Here is a 16,711-nt window from a genome sequence, read left to right on the forward strand (position 1 = left end):
TGAATCTTCTGCTTATCTCAAGCAAGAATGGCCTGAAAAAGATGAATCTTCTTCTGTGGCGAGCAGCGAAACGATTGTGGAAGAGTCGCCGGAAAGCGGGGAGAAAATAGAGGAAGTGCCGGAAGAAAAGGATTCGGCTGCCAAGAAGAAAAAGAAGCAAAAATACGAATCTATTTCGCTTGCCGACTTTTTTGCCCGGAGAGATGAAGAAAAGCCTGCCAAGTTAAAGGTTTGCATCGTCCAAAGCGGGGAGACGCTCGACCAGCTTGCTGAAAAATACAATATCAATGTCCAGCAGATTTTAAGGATGAACCATTTGGAAGTGAACCAGGATGTATATGAGGGGCAAGTGCTGTACGTTCCCGCCAACGCGCGCGCCGAAAAAAATCACTGAACCGGAGCATTCACAGCTACGGGCGTCTAGGTGAAGGATGCATCTGAAATTCAGGGGCTAAGCGCCTGCGTAAGGAAGCGTGTAAAACGAGCTTTTCTTAACCTAGACTGCGCCTATGTTCAAACCGCGGCGAATGCGGCGCAGCGGGGGAATGAAAATGAGCAAGCGCCTATTTTTCAGGAGAAGCGCTCTAAGAAGGTGAAACGGGTGACTGACCTTTCGCAGCAGGACATCAATCGGATTGTAAAGCATTACGGCCTGAACGCTGAATATGTCGGGCGGTACGGAAAAGTGTATAAAATTTATACCGGCCAGGGCATCTTTGCTTTAAAAAAAATTGCACCGCAAAACGGGATGGGATTTATCCGGCATGTCCAGTCTCTGTACCAGCGGGGATACAACCGTATTGTCCCGGTCTATCCCGCGTTGGACGGCCGTTACGGGGTGCTGTATAACGGGGCATTATACTATTTAATGCCCTGGCTGCCAAATGAAGAAAAAGAAGCACGCGGCGAGAAACATCAAAAAATGTTCAGGGAACTCGCACGCCTGCACAGCTTGTCCGTCAAAGATACGGAGGTCTCAATAGAAAAACGGCGGGAATACTATGAAGAAACCCTTTCCCGCTGGTACGGGCAGCAAGATTTTTTGGAAGAGTTCCTTGAACGGTGTGAAGAGCAGGTCTATATGTCCCCGTTTGCCCTGTTGTACTGCACCTTTTACAATGAAACGAACCAGGCGCTCAAATTCTCGATCCGGCAGCTGGAAAACTGGTATGAACAATCGAAAGAGATGGAGAAAGCGAGAACGGTGACCATCCACGGAAAAATTTCAACGGAGCATTTTTTGTACGATGAACGCGGGCTCGGCTACTTCACCAATTTCGAACTGGCGAAAAACGCTGCGCCTTTTTATGACTTGCTTCCCTTCTTGTCGCGGACACTCGATTCCTATCCGAGCCGGTTTGACGACTGCGTGGACTGGGTAAAGACCTATTTTAGCTATTTTCCGCTGAAAGAAGATGAAAAGAGCTTATTTTTCAGCTATCTCGCTTATCCCGCGCCGATCATCCAAACCGTGGAGGAATACTTTGCAAATGAAGGAAAACGCCATGAAGCGAGAGCAGTCGCGAAACTGCAGGAAAAGTACTGGCGAATGAAAAATACCGAGTATGTCGTCATGCAGTTGTCACAAGGGGCCGCCCCCGCGTCATGAAAAGCAGGACCGGCCACTAAAACCATTCATACTGAAACCCGAGATAAATGAGAATAAATATGGCAAGCAGCAGAACGTCAAACGTGGTCGGAAAAATAATCGTACGGATGGCCTGAAAGACGGAGAACGGAAGAATCAGCTGCTTGCACACTTTTTTTGCATTCCGCGCCCATGTACGGACGGCCTGTTTGTCAATTTTTTTCTTCATCATCATCCACCTATCCCTCAAAAATAATGTATGAAAAGCGGGCGGATCAGTGCATCCGCCGCATATTTTTTCTAAAAATGGGCAATGCTATTGACGATTTTCACAAAAACCGATACCATAAACTATAGTCAATTTCAAAAATCAAAGTACAATGAACGGGAAGAGTACAGATTTTGTTTCCATGCAGAGAGGGAAATCAGCTGCTGAAAGATTTCCTATGCGAAACAGGCTGGAAGGTCGCCCGGGAGTAGCTTTTGTGAAACCGAAAGTAGCAAAAGCCGGCGAAGTGCCGTTACTGACCCGAGAGTGCCGGGCATCCGTTTGCCCGTGAAAAAAGGTGGTACCGCGAACAGACTCCTTTCGTCCTTTTATGGCGAAGGGAGTTTTTGTGTTTATCCGTAAAAAAAGCAGAAAGGAATGATGCAAATGGAACAGCAGGACATCAGCATGCCGACCAAATACGATCCGCACGCTGTTGAAAAAGGGCGCTATGAATGGTGGGTGAACGGCAAATTTTTCGAAGCAAAAGGCGACCCGGAAAAGAAACCGTACACGATTGTGATTCCGCCGCCGAACGTAACCGGGAAGCTCCACCTCGGCCATGCCTGGGATACGGCTTTACAGGATATTTTAACCCGGATGAAACGGATGCAGGGCTATGATGTGCTCTGGCTGCCGGGGATGGACCACGCCGGGATTGCAACACAGGCAAAGGTGGAAGCCAAACTGCGTGAAGAAGGCAAATCCCGCTATGACCTCGGCCGCGAAAAGTTTACGGAAGAAGCATGGAAGTGGAAAGCGGAATACGCTCAATTTATCCGCAAACAATGGGCAAAACTTGGCCTTGGGCTCGATTATTCGCGCGAACGTTTTACGCTCGATGAAGGGCTGTCAAAAGCTGTAAAAGAAGTATTTGTTTCGCTTTATAAAAAAGGCTTGATTTACCGTGGCGAGTACATCATCAACTGGGACCCGGAAACGAAAACGGCGCTTTCCGATATTGAAGTCGTCTACAAAGAGGTGCAGGGCGCATTTTACCATCTGGCATACCCGTTAAGCGACGGTTCCGGCACGATCGAAATCGCAACAACGCGCCCGGAAACGATGCTCGGTGATACGGCGGTCGCTGTCCACCCGGATGATGAACGCTACAAACATTTAATCGGGAAAACGATTGTATTGCCGATCGTCGGCCGCGAAATTCCGATTATCGCAGACGAGTATGTGGACATGACATTTGGTTCCGGTGCCGTAAAAATTACGCCGGCCCATGACCCGAACGACTTCGAAGTCGGGAACCGCCACAATCTCGAACGCATCCTTGTGATGAACGAGGACGGCACAATGAATGAAAATGCCGGAAAATACAAAGGGATGGACCGGTTTGCATGCCGCAAACAGATTGTGGAGGACTTGAAAGCACTCGGCGTTCTTGTCAAAGTGGAAGACCATCTCCATTCGGTCGGCCATTCCGAACGGAGCGGCGCGGTTGTCGAACCGTATTTGTCGACGCAATGGTTTGTGAAAATGCAGCCGCTCGCTGATGCTGCGGTAAAACTGCAGGCGTCGGAAGGAAAAGTCCATTTTGTGCCGGAACGCTTTGAAAAAACATACTTGCACTGGATGGAAAATATCCGCGACTGGTGCATTTCGCGCCAGCTCTGGTGGGGCCACCGGATTCCGGCCTGGTACCATAAAGAAACCGGCGAAGTGTATGTTGACACCGAGCCGCCCCGCGACATTGAAAACTGGGAACAGGATCCGGACGTGCTCGATACGTGGTTCAGCTCGGCGCTCTGGCCGTTTTCGACAATGGGTTGGCCGGATGAAGAAGCGAAAGACTACAAGCGTTATTATCCGACTGATACGCTTGTGACTGGCTATGACATCATTTTCTTCTGGGTATCGCGGATGATTTTCCAGGGGCTTGAGTTTACCGGCAAGCGCCCGTTCAAAGACGTCCTGATCCACGGTCTTGTCCGCGACGAGCAGGGGCGGAAAATGAGCAAATCGCTCGGCAACGGCGTCGACCCGATGGAAGTCATCGACAAATACGGTGCGGACTCGCTCCGCTATTTCCTTACCACCGGCAGCGCACCGGGTCAGGATTTGCGTTTCAGTTACGAAAAAGTTGAAGCGGTCTGGAATTTCGCCAATAAAATTTGGAACGCCTCCCGTTTTGCACTCATGAACATGAACGGGCTGAAATACGAAGAAATGGATCTGTCCGGTGAAAAATCAGTCGCTGACAAATGGATTTTAACGCGTTTGAACGAGACGATCGAAACCGTTACAAAACTGGCGGACAAATACGAATTTGGCGAAGCCGGGCGCGCACTTTACAATTTTATCTGGGACGATTTCTGCGACTGGTACATCGAAATGGCAAAACTGCCGCTCTACAGCGAAGATGAAGCAGCGAAGAAAACGACGCGCTCGGTCCTTGCGTATGTGCTTGACAATACGATGCGGCTTTTGCACCCGTTCATGCCATTTATTACCGAGGAAATTTGGCAAAACCTTCCGCACCAAGGGGAATCGATCACAACAGCCGCGTGGCCGGAAGTGGACGAAAGCCTTACAGATGCAGCGGCCAGCGAAGAAATGAAACTGCTTGTCGACATCATCCGTTCTGTCCGCAATATCCGCGCGGAAGTGAATACGCCGTTAAGCAAAAAAATCAAACTGCATTTGAAAGCGAAAGACGAAACGGTCCTAGCGGCTTTAAAACGAAACGAAGCGTACATTACCCGTTTCTGCAACCCGGATGAATTGAAAATGGGGCTTGACCTCGAGGCACCGGACAAAGCCATGACTGCAGTCGTTTCCGGCGTCGAACTGTTCCTGCCGCTTGAAGGACTCATTAATTTTGAAGAAGAACTGGCTCGGCTCCGGAAAGAGTTGGCAAAATGGAATAAAGAAGTCGAACGCGTCCAGAAAAAACTGTCCAATCAAGGGTTCCTGAAAAAAGCGCCGGAAAATGTCGTTGCCGAAGAACGGGCAAAAGAAAAAGACTATCTTGAAAAACGAAGCACCGTCGAAGCGCGCATCAAAGAACTTGAAAACCAGTAATACAAGGGTGGAAGGCGAATTCTTTACGGATTCGTCTTCCTTGCATACGGGAGGAAAGGTATATGTTTGAAACCTATGAAGAAGCGGTTGGCTGGATCCGGTCCCACTCGAAATTCGGGATGAAACCGGGGCTTGAACGGATGCAGTGGCTGATGGAAAAATTGCACCACCCGGAACAAAAAATCCGGACGGTTCACGTGGCCGGGACGAACGGAAAAGGGTCGACCGTCACCTTTTTGCGGAATATTTTAGAGCAGGCAGGCTATACGGTCGGCACCTTTACTTCCCCGTATATTGAGCAGTTTAACGAAAGGATCAGCATAAACGGAACGCCGGTGTCAGATGCAGACCTCATCCGGCTTACAAACGAGATCCGCCCGCTTGCAGAAGAACTGGAGCACACAGCATTCGGTGCACCGACAGAGTTTGAAGTCATTACAGCGATGTCACTTTTGTATTTTGCCGACATCCGGCCGGTGGATATCGTTATTTATGAAGTCGGCCTTGGTGGCAGGCTTGATTCCACAAACGTCATCACACCGCTTGTCAGCCTGATTACCAATATCGGCCATGACCATATGAATGTGCTTGGCCATACGATTGCAGAAATCGCCTCTGAAAAAGCGGGCATTATCAAACACGGGGTGCCGGTTGCAACAACAGCCATGCTGCCTGATGCGCTGGCGGTAATTGAAGAAAAAGCGGCAAAAGAAAAGGCACCGCTTTTCCGTGCCGGAAAGGAATTTTCTTTTGCGGAGATTGGTGGGGATCTAACTGGTGAACATTTCCGCTTTGCTTCTCCGTACGGCGCCTATGACTGCTTGTCGATCGCCATGATGGGGCGCCATCAGATTTACAATGCCGCGCTTGCCGTTATGGGGGCAGAACTGTTAAGACATATCCACCATTTTCGCATCCCGCAGCATGCACTGGAAAAAGGCCTTCTCCTCAGCAAGTGGATCGGCCGATTTGAAAAACTGCTGGATGACCCGCTCATTATCATCGATGGCGCCCACAACCCGGAAGGCATTGACAGCCTGATCGAAACAATGGACACCCATCTGCGCGGGAAAAACATTCACATGATTTTTTCCGCACTTGGCGACAAAGACTTGGATCACATGATTCCGAAACTCGACCACAAAACAGACGAAATCATTTTCACAACTTTTGATTTTCCAAGAGCGATTCCGGCAGAGATGTTGTATAAGATAAGCCATCATCAAAATAAATCATTTTCGGAGGATTGGAAAGAAACCGTACTTGCTAAAATAAAAGAAATGAAAGGCTCAAGAGATGTTTTAGTCATTACGGGGTCTTTATACTTTATTTCGAAAGTCCGGAAATACATTTTGGGCCAATCAGAAAGGAACGGGCAGAGCTGAAAAAGTTCTGCCCTTTTTTTTATTTGTTCTATTTGTTGAATTACTTTCCCGGCGCTTTTTGATAAAATAAGTTTTATAGGAAATAAGACGCAGGACAAAATACTTAGCGGAGGTTGTTATGAAAAAACCCCTTTTTAAAAACAACCGGGGATTTACACTTGTCGAAGTGCTCGCTTCGATTACGATTTTAGCGATTGTGATGCTCACAGTGGGTTCCATTTTGGCCAATAATGCGGGCGTGACAAAGAAAGCGGATGACTCGCTGTCTGCATTGCAAATTGCAACCGGGATATTAAGAGCTTACCAGAAAAAAAACTTTAATGAAGTGCAGCAGATGGCGAACACCACACAACAAGCTGATATTCAATCGGTTTTAGGGCTTGATAGCGCTGCGGAAATTTCCGGTTATAAGGCATATGTGTCCGTTTCCCTTCCGGCGGATTCTTCCCTTTCTGACCGCCTCCTGCTGGTCAAAGTAAAAGTCGACAGTGGAAATCGTCTAAAACCGGTTGAAGTGAAAGGGTATGTGAAAAGATGAAATGCCGGAATGAAAAAGGGCTCACTTTAGTAGAATTACTGGCGGCTGTTACCATTTCATTTATGATCATCGGGGTCATTTATGCCGTTTTAAATACGGTGATCACCCAATCCAAAAGCGACATGGCACGTAAAAATTTTGTCAAAGAACAAACGGCTATTTTGCAATACATGAACAGCGCAATGGAAAATGTGGACGACATTGAACCTGATGACGAAAATGATGACGGGACTTTTACCCGTTTCAAAGCAGTGGATGTCAATATAAATGTTGGAAGTGACGGCACCTACCAGGAAAGTTCAACAGACAAGACAATCGCTGTATCAGACGGGAACTTGTCGGTAGGAGGCACGATTGTAAACAGCGATGGCATTTCACTTGACGGGACAACTTTTACGGTTGAGAATGGTAGCCTGATATGCCATTTTGTAATAAAAGACACGCAAAATCATTTTGAGAAAAAGATCTATGCCGCTTATAAACTGGGCGAAGAGGGGAATCAATGATGCATGTTTTAAGAGAAGAGAAGGGATATACGCTTGTGACCGTTCTTCTCATTTTCGCAGTCGCGGCGATTATCACCGTTTCACTCGTATCCGCATCCGTCAGCACTTTTAAAACAGTAAAAGTATCTGAAACGGGCACACAGGATAAATTAAATGCGGAAATGGTAGCGGATGAAGCGACTGCTTTAATTGAGAAACAAGTTGACAGCATCAATAGTACCATTGCGAACGGTACTGTCATGCCAAGCCAGCTGATCAGCATGCTTCAGGCAGCCATAACGAGCATACAGCAACAGAAAAACGGCAAATGCAGCATCGCATATAAAACATTGAAAGACGGGACAGCACCAGATGGCATTGTTTTGGGCAAAGTCACCATAACAGTGCCAATCGGAAAGTCCGGAAAAACGTTAACAAAGGTGATGACGCTTTCCACTGTCTCGGACGTTTTTCAATATACAGCCGTGACACCGTCGAATATGTATTTGTACGGGTCTCCTTATATTATTGGAGATGTGAATATCGGGGGGGATCTGTATGTTTCAAACTACGGGAAATATGTTGATTGGTTAGGGTTCACGCAATATATACGAACTTACTATCCAGCAATCAATGGGACGTTAACAGTGAAGGGAAGATATTTTGAGGCCGATCAGCATCCGGCAAGAACATTTGATTCATGGAAGCCATTTGGACCTGAAAGCTTCAGCCGCTACTTTTCTGTTGCTCCGGTTGTGAAAAATCGTCAGTTAACGGTTGATAAAATAAATGTAGGCGATATGATTACAGCTAAGCTGCTGGGATGGCCGGAAAATATAAAAATAAATTCCAATTATTCCTATAATACAGACAAGTATGGGAACGCTTTTGGCTATGATGTAACACCCAGCCAGGTTGGCAGTCAACCAATAAAAGGAAACTTGTACGTCGGCGATGATTTAACCGTTGGGGAAAACAAAAGCCTGACTGTAAATGGGGATCTTTATGTAAAAGATGATTTGACTGTCAAAGGGAAATTAACAGTAAAAGGCAAAATTTATGTAGGCGGTGGCGCTAATTTAAACGGAGTGCTGTCGACAGGGGAAAATCAGTATATTTATATTGCCGGGAATGCGACATTGAGTGAGGTTTCAGCATTGAATTTAAACGGGGTGATGTATGTCAATGGGTCCCTTACGAGCAGCGGGGATGTCAATACAAACGGCAGCATTTATGTACGAGGAGACGCAGATGTCGAAAATTTCTCGAACAGTAGCGGCACGCTTATTTTACTTTGTGATGGAAATATTAAGTTGGCCAACAATAATTTGTATGAAGACCGTCCAAAAGTGATTGATGCTTATCTCTACTCAAATCGTGACTTATTTATATATGGCATCGGATCAAATTTAAAAATTAATGGCGGTATCTATGGGAATACGATTGGTTTAAGTGCATCAAGGGGCTGGACGATAAATAAGTTAACCTATGAATGGTTAATTTTCAAAAGATATGAATTGGAATTTCAAAACCCTCAGCCTGCGGATCCTGCAAAGTCCAGACTCACCGTTAATTTTAAAAAAGATATGATTTTAAACCCGCCGAAAGGGATCCCGACAGTGAATAAAGTGACTTTGAAAGAAATCAATACATCAGTCCAGTAAGAGACAGGTAAAAAGATGCAGTACAATCTTCCCATTCGCCGAGATTTATAATAAAATAGTCTTAGTTGATTTTCGACAATTGGTTTTTCTGGGAATTTTGTACTCTGATAGAAACAGAGGTGGGATGATGAATCTTCTCACTGCGGCGTTTGCCGTAATTGGATTTTTATGTGTGATGGCATTTTTTGTCTTTTTTTCTTTCGGCTTTTCTAAAAAAGGTGTGGTTGTGCTGGCCGGCACCGCTTTTTTGCTGGCGCTTTTCGGCATTTTGGCAGGCAGTGTAGTTCCACTATGGGAGAGCAGTTTAATTACTTTTTTGCTCGTGCTTTGTGTGGCCTATCTGTTCGAAAAAAAGCTGGCATTTTTGTTCGCTGGACAGGATAACGATGCAGACGAATTTCCAGTATGGGAGGAGCAGGAAGAGATGGCGGTGGCGCGGAAAAATCGACCGGCAGCACTGGTCTCGCCTGCCGCAAATGCCGCTGTTCTTCCGGCTGAAAAAAGTGCTCCAGTTCCTGAAACGGGAGAGATTTTGCCGGAGAAAAACGGGTTGGGACCTGAAATAGAAGAGACACCACCAAAACGGGAAGAAAAGGATGAACCCGAATGGGAAGAACTGGACGATACTGCGGCCGGAAATGAAACGGAAACCGCTCTTCCGGCAAACGAACAGGCGGCAGAACTCTCCGGGGAAGAAGAAATTGATTTTCTTGAAAACCGTCTGGAAATGATTGAAGAAGCAAATGAAGAAAATAAGGCGGATCATTTGCCGGAAATGTACGAAGTTGAAGAATGGGTGGCGGAAGCGGAGAGCCCGGACATCAAACCTTTGGACGTGGCAGCTGCAAAAGAGGCGGATGACCAGGATTTTGAAGCTGGTGCTACAACTGGGCCGGGAACACCATCCGGTTCTGAAGATGTTCAATATGTTGAACAAGAAGAGATCCCGCTCCTTTCTTTTGAAAAGAAAACGGAAGCACCTGCTGAACTTTCCGGGACAGACATGCCTGCCATGGACGAACTGGAAGAAATCGATGTAATACCTTTGCACGAAGCCGACAATGCCGGGCAACCCGAAAAGCTGCATGCGGAAAATGAAACAGTTGGCGGTGCGAAAGGTGAAGACAGAGACGAACCGGAAGAAATCAGTTTGGCGCCTGTCCAAGAAACTAACCCAACTGAACAAGTCGTAAATTTGAATCTGGATGCAGAGGATAAAGCAGCCGGCGGGTCTAAGGGGGAAGAAATTGATGTGATTCCTTTCCATGATGCCGGGCAACTTGAAAAACTGCATGCGGAAAATGAAACAGTTGGCGGTGCGAAAGGTGAGGACAGAGACGAACTAGAAGAAATCGACGTGATGCCTGACAAGGAAACCGGCCAGGTGGCAGAGCCCGAAAAGTTCTATTCGGAAGCGGGCCAGGGACGGGAACGACAAGGCGAAAGCGGCGCAGGTACGGGCGAAACGGTTGCCGCAAACGAAGCGGAATCGGCAGGCAATTCTGTCGGTGAGAAAGCAATGGAACCGAAAGGCAACCCTGCCGTTGAGGAAGCATCAGACACTTTAGCATCCGTGCCAACCGAGACAACACCTATTCAAAAGCAATTGCTTGGGGTGCTAGTGGAACAACTGAACCTTTACCGTCTTACGCAACCGGCTGACGCGTACGAACAGCTAGTGAAAGCGCATTTGCACCCGCAGCTTGCACCGGAAGATTATTTCACCTTTGCAAGCCTTCTGATCGAACATTACATAGCTGAACAACAATTTGGCAAGCTGCAAGCCCTGCTGAAAGACTTGGCGGAAACCTATGCAGAATACCCGGTCATCCGCGAAGAAATCGATTTTTTAAGGACAAAATACGGTCAATAATCCATGAAGAAACAGGTGTGAGGTAGATGAAAAAAAGCACGCAAATTTTGGGCCAGCCGATCATCAGCATTTCTGAAGGCGCTGAAATCGGAAAAGTAAAGTCTTTTGTCATTAACCCGGACAAAGGATCCGTCGATTTTTTAACGATCGAACACGAAGACTGGCAAGTAACTGTAAAAGCAATTCCGTTCAAAAAAGTGGTCGGAATCGGCGAGTATGCGGTCACCGTGGAAAGCGACAGGGCTGTCATCGATTTAAATGAAATTCCGATCGCAGACCAGCTCGTCAACAAAAAAATCCGCATTGTCGGGGCTAAAGTGATGACCCGGAAAGGGGAACTGGTTGGCGAAGTAAAAGAATTTTACGCGGATGAAAATACGGGCAAAATTTTAGGGATTGTTTTGCAAACAGGCGAGTCGGAAACGATCCTTTCTGCTGATTTTGTGATGACGTACGGGAGAGATATTGTCGTTGTGAAAGAGGAGGCACCCGGCCATTTTCTTGATGATCCTGAAAAACTGCTGACAAAAGAAGTAGAAGAAGAGCTTGAACAACCGGGCGAAGAGGGAATGGAGGCACTCCGGGCAAAACAAGTGGAACTTTTAAAAGGAAAGAAAGCGGTAAAAGACATTTACGCGGGAAACGGGGAACAGGTTATCGCGGCAGGAACGGTTTTGTCTGAAGAAGACATTAAGCGGGCACAGGAGGCCGGTCCGGGTGTTTTTGTCGAGTTGTCCATGCATGTTGATGAATGAAAGGCGGCGCTGAAGTGTGGGAAACAAGCGGTATTTAAAAGTTTTTACGATCTTATTGATCAGCACAGCATTTATATTCAGTTTCTCACATTTTGGGGCTTTGGCCATTGCGAACGGATTCGGACATAAAGAAAAATATGCGCAGGGCACTATAGCCGGAGGAATACAGCTGTCCGGGCTGACGGAAGAGCAGGCACAGCAAAAATTATCATCTGCCGTTCAGAAATGGAAGGCGTCCAATCCGGTAGAAATCGTCTATTTGGCAAAAACGGTGAAGCTTCCGGCTGAACAGCTGCATTTTTCCGTAACAGAAAGCATGGTTCGGGTAAAAAACGGCGAGGCCGCGCCGCTTGTTGTCACGCTTGACCATAATAGGCTTCGGGACCTGGTCTCAAAGTCTTTTCCCGACGTCAGCCCGGATGACGTGGATATTGCCCGGCTCGACATGGCCATATGCCACGCCGCCGCCCGGCTTGAGACTGCCAATCTTTCCTTTGATTTGTCCGGTTATGCCGTGGACGGAAATGAAAAAGAAACGACAGTATCAAAAGGTTCAGTAGCAAATGTTTCGCTTGCGGAAGCAACAGAACTCGAAAATTGGGCAAAGCAGTTTCCGCAAGTCAACATTCCTGCGCACGGGATGTTTTCCTTATTCAAAACAGCGGAAAAAACAGGCGCTTCGTTTTCAAATGAAGCACTCAGCATGATTGCAACCGCCATATACGGGGCGGTGCTGCCGACCAATTTCGAAATCATTGAACGCAATACGGGAAACGAACTGCCGTACTATGCAACGCTTGGAAAAGAAGCAAAAGTGGTGAAAGGTAAGCTGGATTTCTCTTTTGTCAACCCGAACCCAACCGCTTATCAGCTGAAATTCACGGCTCGAAACGGTACTTTTTCCGTATCTGTGGCAGGCCGGCCTTTTCTCGAAAACTATAAAATGGTGCTGAAAGATCAAAAAACGATCGACCCCGAAACAACCGTGCAATATCATCCTGCTTTAAAAGCAGATCAGTCTGTTGTCTTGCAAGCCGGAAAAGCGGGTTATTATGCCAAGGTGTTCCGCAATATTTACAGCCAGAATCACGGCCTGCTGAAATCCGTGCTGTTGGCGGAAGATTTTTATCCGCCGGTGGCACAAATCGTTGCAAAAGGCATTCCGGCACAAGCGGAAAATACGGATGGCTCATCGGAAACAGATAACGGTTCTGGTCATGAAACGGACACGTCAACAAGTGGCAGCAGTTCAAAAGGCAGCGAAAAAAGTGCCGGCAAAGAGACTTCAAAAAGCAAAAAAAGTGCCGGTACAGAGGCTTCAAAAAAGAGCGAAAAAAGTACCAGTACAAAAGCTGAGACTTCAAAGGATCGCGAAAACACTACCAGCACAAAAGCTGAAACTTCAAATGACAGCACCGGTACGCATGACGGCAAGGATAACGGGGCGGACAGCAAAAGCTGACATAAGAAAGGCCCGGGACATGACAGATAAAGCGGGGGAATTCGGATGAAACAAGTGCGAAAAAGGCTTGGCGATTTATTGGTGGATGCAGGGTTGATTACAGAAGAACAGCTGGAACAGGTGCTGAAGGAAAAAGCGGCGGGCCAAAAACTGGGCGATGCGCTTCTTCAGCGCGGGCTGATTACCGAGCAGCAGCTCATTGAAGCGCTCGAATTCCAGCTCGGCATCCCGCACATCAGCCTTTTCCGCTATCCTTTTGACCAGAGCATCATGAACCTTGTGCCGAAAGAAATGGCGAAACGAAATCTTCTTATTCCGCTCAAAAAAGACGGGGATAAACTGTTTGTCGCAATGGCGGACCCGATGGATTTTAATGCGATCGATGACTTGCGGCTATCGACCGGCTTCCGCATTGAACCGGCGATTGCCTCGAAAGACGATATTTTGCGGGCGATCCATAAGTATTACGACCTCGATGACAATATGGAAGAATTGCTGGACGGCATTGCTGAAAAGGAAGAGGCGGCTGAAACCGGTCCGGGGGAAGAAGATTCGCCTGTCGTCCAGCTCGTCAACCAGATTTTGCAAAATGCCGTCCAAATGCGGGCGAGCGATATCCATCTGGACCCGCAGGAAACAAAGTTTATCGTCCGTTACCGTGTTGACGGGATTTTGCGGACGGAACGGGTGCTGCCGAAATCGATGCAAAGCGTGCTTGTGGCGCGTATTAAAATTATGGCAAATCTCGATATTACCGAACACCGCATCCCGCAGGACGGGCGCATTAAAATTGACGTCGATTTCCATCCCGTTGATATCCGGGTATCGACGTTGCCAACCGTATTCGGGGAAAAAATCGTGCTCCGGATTTTGGATCTGTCAACAGCCATCCACGATATCCGCCAGCTCGATTTTAACAAGCTGAATCTCAAGCGTTTTACGCAGCTGATCCACCGCCCGAACGGCATCATTTTGATCACAGGGCCGACCGGTTCCGGGAAGTCATCGACTTTATATGCGGCCCTAAACCATCTCAATGATGAACAGGTGAATATCATTACGGTGGAAGACCCGGTGGAGTACCAGATTGAAGGCGTCAACCAAATTCAGGTCAATCCGGCGGTCGGCATGACGTTCGGCAAAGGGCTGCGGGCGATTTTGCGGCAGGACCCGAATATTATCATGGTCGGGGAAATCCGTGACAAGGAAACGGCTGAAATTGCCATCCGCGCTTCCCTCACCGGCCATCTCGTCTTAAGTACGCTGCATACCAATGATGCGCTCGGCACAATTACAAGATTAATAGACATGGGCGTTGAGCCGTTTCTCGTTGCCACCTCACTCAGCGGTGTCGTGTCGCAGCGGCTCGTGCGCAAAGTGTGCCGCGACTGCGCAGAAGAACAGGTGCCGACAAAACGGGAAATAGAAATTTTTAAAAAACGCGGCATCAAAATTGAAAAAATTATCCGCGGCCGCGGATGCGGAAACTGCAACATGACCGGATACAAAGGGCGGATGGCGATCCAGGAACTGCTGGTGATCAATGAAAACATCCGGCGCGGGATTATGAACGGGGAACCTTTATCCAAATTAAGGGAATATGCGATCCAAAATAAAACGATTTTTCTGCTCGACGACGGATTACTAAAGGTAAAGCAGGGGCTGACAACGACCGAAGAAGTGTTGCGCGTCGCCCTACCGGAGTAGGTGAAAAGAATGAAGGAAAAAATTGAATACTTGCTTCGCTCAGCATTTGAACTGAAAGCATCGGATCTTCACTTATCCGTTGGCGTGCCGCCGATACTGCGTTTAAACGGCCAGCTGAAACGTTACGGAAAAGAAGTAATGACGCCGCAAATGACGGAAGGAATGGCGAAAGCGATCATTTCCGATACCATGTGGCCGGTTTTCCAGGAACGCGGGGAGCTTGATTTTTCTTACGGCATCCCGGGCGTATCCCGTTTCCGGATCAATGTGTACCGGCAGCGCAACTGCGTGTCGCTGGCGATCCGCGTTGTCCCGACTGCGATCCCGACAGTTGAAGAACTGCATCTGCCGCCTGTATTGTATGCATTCACGGAAAAACCGCATGGCTTAGTGCTGGTAACAGGGCCGACCGGAAGCGGAAAGTCGACGACGCTCGCCGCCATGATCGACCATATGAACAAAACGCTGCACAAACATATTATTACGCTTGAAGACCCGATTGAGTATTTACATAAACATCAAAAATGCATCATTGACCAGCGTGAAGTCGGGTTTGACACGCAAAACTTTGCGAACGGCCTGCGCGCGGCACTCAGGCAGGACCCGGACGTGATTTTAGTCGGGGAAATGCGCGATCTCGAAACGATCCATACAGCGATTACGGCAGCGGAAACCGGGCACCTTGTCCTCGGTACGCTGCACACATCGGGCGCGCCGTCGACGATTGACCGAATCATTGACGTTTTTCCGCCGTCCCAGCAGGCGCAAATCCGCATCCAGCTGGCAAATGTTTTAGTTGGAATTATTTCGCAGCGCCTCTTTCCGACAGCCGACAACAAAGGGCGGAGGGCGGCCACGGAAGTGCTCGTCAACAACGCGGCCATTGCCAATCTGATCCGCAATGAGAAAGTTCACCAGATCGTGAATGTCCTGCAGACGAGCCGCGCACTCGGGATGCACACGCTTGAAACCGATGTGAAGGAATTGCTTGCAGCGGGCGCGATTTCCAAAGAAGCGGCGGAACCTTATTTACAGGAGATTGTCCAAAATGCCACGATTTAAGTACGAGGGAAGGACAAAAGCCGGGAAGAAAAACGGCGTCGTCACGGCCGAATCGAAACGGGAGGCGCTGGTAAAGCTGCGCGGGCAAGGCGTCCGCGTGCTCCAAATCAATGAGCTGCCGGAAACGTTAATGACGATGGAAATCAGTCTCGGCGGCAGGGTGAAACTGCAGGATTTTGTCATTTTCCTCCGCCAGTTTTCAACACTGCTGAAAGCCGGCGTAACCGTCGTCGATTCTACAAACATACTTGCCAGCCAGACGAGCAGCAAAACATTAAAGAAAACGCTTTTGGCCGTCGAGGAAGATTTGCGTGGCGGGATTCCGCTTTCCCAGGCGGCCGCAAAACATAAAAAAGTGTTTACCCCGATGTTCATTAATATGGTTTATGCCGGTGAAGCGGGCGGCAATCTTGACGGTACATTGGAAAGGCTCGCAACCTACTACGAAAAGCAGCACCGCACAAGGCAAAAGGTAAGGTCGGCGCTGACGTATCCGGCTTTTGTCGGGGTGATGGCGATTGTTGTCGTCATTTTTATGCTTGTAAAAATCGTCCCGACCTTTGTATCGATGCTCAAAAACTATAAAGCCAGCCTGCCTGCGGTTACGCGCCTTGTTTTGTCGGCAAGCGGGTTTATGCAGCACTACTGGTGGCTCGTCGTGCTGATTTTGATCGGGGTGTACGTGCTGCTGGTCGTTTTGCGCAAAAACAAAACGAGTAAATTTTATTTGGACTATGCGTTGCTCAAATTCCCGATTTTCGGCAAGCTCGTCCAAAAATCGATCATTGCCCGGATGACGCGGACATTGAGCTCGTTGTTTTCCAGTTCCGTGCCGATTTTACAGGCATTGTCGATCGTGGAGGCGATCGTCGAACCCACATTTCGCACGTC

Annotated in this window: 14 protein-coding genes and 1 other annotated feature; of the genes, 13 read left to right on the top strand and 1 reads right to left on the bottom strand. The window is 48.1% G+C overall.

Features of this window, described 5'->3' with window-relative positions; all coding sequences use genetic code 11:
- Nucleotides 1–394, top strand: a 394-nt coding sequence (locus P9687_RS13895; RefSeq protein WP_328228909.1) for a LysM peptidoglycan-binding domain-containing protein, incomplete at its 5' end; no start/stop codon positions are given.
- 198 nt (nucleotides 395–592) lie between these two features.
- Nucleotides 593–1,609 (top strand): spore coat protein YsxE, encoded by a 1,017-nt coding sequence (gene ysxE / locus P9687_RS13900; protein WP_052123258.1) that lies wholly within the window; start codon nucleotides 593–595, stop codon nucleotides 1,607–1,609.
- A 16-nt stretch (nucleotides 1,610–1,625) separates the two neighbouring features.
- Here ysxE and P9687_RS13905 read toward each other — a convergent pair whose 3' ends face one another.
- The gene (locus P9687_RS13905; protein WP_014097848.1) at nucleotides 1,626–1,817 is read right to left on the bottom strand and encodes a hypothetical protein; all 192 of its coding nucleotides are present in this window, start codon (nucleotides 1,815–1,817) and stop codon (nucleotides 1,626–1,628) included.
- 142 nt (nucleotides 1,818–1,959) lie between these two features.
- Nucleotides 1,960–2,188, top strand: a binding site (T-box leader).
- Between the two features lie 55 nt (nucleotides 2,189–2,243).
- Between P9687_RS13905 and P9687_RS13910 the strand changes: the two genes are divergently transcribed.
- From P9687_RS13910 to P9687_RS13960, 11 genes are all read left to right on the top strand, one after another.
- Entirely contained in the window at nucleotides 2,244–4,889 is a 2,646-nt protein-coding gene (locus tag P9687_RS13910; RefSeq protein ID WP_168986067.1) for a valine--tRNA ligase, read from the top strand.
- 62 nt (nucleotides 4,890–4,951) lie between these two features.
- Complete coding sequence (locus tag P9687_RS13915; protein ID WP_061577100.1) at nucleotides 4,952–6,274, top strand: bifunctional folylpolyglutamate synthase/dihydrofolate synthase; 1,323 nt, start codon at nucleotides 4,952–4,954, stop codon at nucleotides 6,272–6,274.
- A gap of 118 nt (nucleotides 6,275–6,392) precedes the next feature.
- On the top strand, nucleotides 6,393–6,812 hold the full coding sequence (locus tag P9687_RS13920; RefSeq protein WP_035188280.1) for a prepilin-type N-terminal cleavage/methylation domain-containing protein: 420 nt from the start codon (nucleotides 6,393–6,395) through the stop codon (nucleotides 6,810–6,812).
- Complete coding sequence (locus tag P9687_RS13925) at nucleotides 6,809–7,318, top strand: prepilin-type N-terminal cleavage/methylation domain-containing protein (protein ID WP_035188277.1); 510 nt, start codon at nucleotides 6,809–6,811, stop codon at nucleotides 7,316–7,318. The genes P9687_RS13920 and P9687_RS13925 overlap by 4 nt, the downstream gene beginning before the upstream one ends.
- Nucleotides 7,315–8,961: a polymer-forming cytoskeletal protein gene (locus tag P9687_RS13930; protein ID WP_017551076.1), complete on the top strand. Its 1,647-nt coding sequence runs from the start codon at nucleotides 7,315–7,317 to the stop codon at nucleotides 8,959–8,961. The genes P9687_RS13925 and P9687_RS13930 overlap by 4 nt, the downstream gene beginning before the upstream one ends.
- Nucleotides 8,962–9,088: 127 nt before the next feature.
- Complete coding sequence (locus tag P9687_RS13935; RefSeq protein WP_168986066.1) at nucleotides 9,089–10,834, top strand: hypothetical protein; 1,746 nt, start codon at nucleotides 9,089–9,091, stop codon at nucleotides 10,832–10,834.
- 26 nt (nucleotides 10,835–10,860) lie between these two features.
- Nucleotides 10,861–11,589, top strand: coding sequence for a PRC-barrel domain-containing protein (locus tag P9687_RS13940; RefSeq protein ID WP_046720689.1), 729 nt, complete (start codon nucleotides 10,861–10,863; stop codon nucleotides 11,587–11,589).
- A gap of 16 nt (nucleotides 11,590–11,605) precedes the next feature.
- Complete coding sequence (locus P9687_RS13945) at nucleotides 11,606–13,051, top strand: VanW family protein (RefSeq protein WP_035188271.1); 1,446 nt, start codon at nucleotides 11,606–11,608, stop codon at nucleotides 13,049–13,051.
- Nucleotides 13,052–13,096: 45 nt separating this feature from the next.
- Nucleotides 13,097–14,758 (top strand): GspE/PulE family protein, encoded by a 1,662-nt coding sequence (locus tag P9687_RS13950; RefSeq protein WP_046720690.1) that lies wholly within the window; start codon nucleotides 13,097–13,099, stop codon nucleotides 14,756–14,758.
- 9 nt (nucleotides 14,759–14,767) lie between these two features.
- Complete coding sequence (locus P9687_RS13955; RefSeq protein ID WP_019720868.1) at nucleotides 14,768–15,820, top strand: type IV pilus twitching motility protein PilT; 1,053 nt, start codon at nucleotides 14,768–14,770, stop codon at nucleotides 15,818–15,820.
- The coding region (locus P9687_RS13960) for a type II secretion system F family protein (protein ID WP_328228515.1) at nucleotides 15,807–16,711 on the top strand (905 nt) is incomplete at its 3' end. The genes P9687_RS13955 and P9687_RS13960, both read left to right, overlap by 14 nt.

The sequence above is a fragment of the Weizmannia sp. CD-2023 genome (assembly GCF_036225245.1).
GTDB classification, from domain to species: domain Bacteria; phylum Bacillota; class Bacilli; order Bacillales; family Bacillaceae_C; genus Weizmannia; species Weizmannia faecalis.

Excerpts from the sequence above, each read along its gene's own strand:
- P9687_RS13935 (WP_168986066.1), top strand. The coding sequence starts at position 9,089 with ATGAATCTTCTCACTGCGGCGTTTGCCGTAATTGGATTTTTATGTGTG.
- P9687_RS13940 (WP_046720689.1), top strand. The coding sequence starts at position 10,861 with ATGAAAAAAAGCACGCAAATTTTGGGCCAGCCGATCATCAGCATTTCT.
- P9687_RS13930 (WP_017551076.1), top strand. The coding sequence starts at position 7,315 with ATGATGCATGTTTTAAGAGAAGAGAAGGGATATACGCTTGTGACCGTT.
- P9687_RS13905 (WP_014097848.1), bottom strand. The coding sequence starts at position 1,817 with ATGAAGAAAAAAATTGACAAACAGGCCGTCCGTACATGGGCGCGGAAT.
- P9687_RS13925 (WP_035188277.1), top strand. The coding sequence starts at position 6,809 with ATGAAATGCCGGAATGAAAAAGGGCTCACTTTAGTAGAATTACTGGCG.
- P9687_RS13920 (WP_035188280.1), top strand. The coding sequence starts at position 6,393 with ATGAAAAAACCCCTTTTTAAAAACAACCGGGGATTTACACTTGTCGAA.
- P9687_RS13955 (WP_019720868.1), top strand. The coding sequence starts at position 14,768 with ATGAAGGAAAAAATTGAATACTTGCTTCGCTCAGCATTTGAACTGAAA.
- P9687_RS13910 (WP_168986067.1), top strand. The coding sequence starts at position 2,244 with ATGGAACAGCAGGACATCAGCATGCCGACCAAATACGATCCGCACGCT.
- P9687_RS13950 (WP_046720690.1), top strand. The coding sequence starts at position 13,097 with ATGAAACAAGTGCGAAAAAGGCTTGGCGATTTATTGGTGGATGCAGGG.
- P9687_RS13915 (WP_061577100.1), top strand. The coding sequence starts at position 4,952 with ATGTTTGAAACCTATGAAGAAGCGGTTGGCTGGATCCGGTCCCACTCG.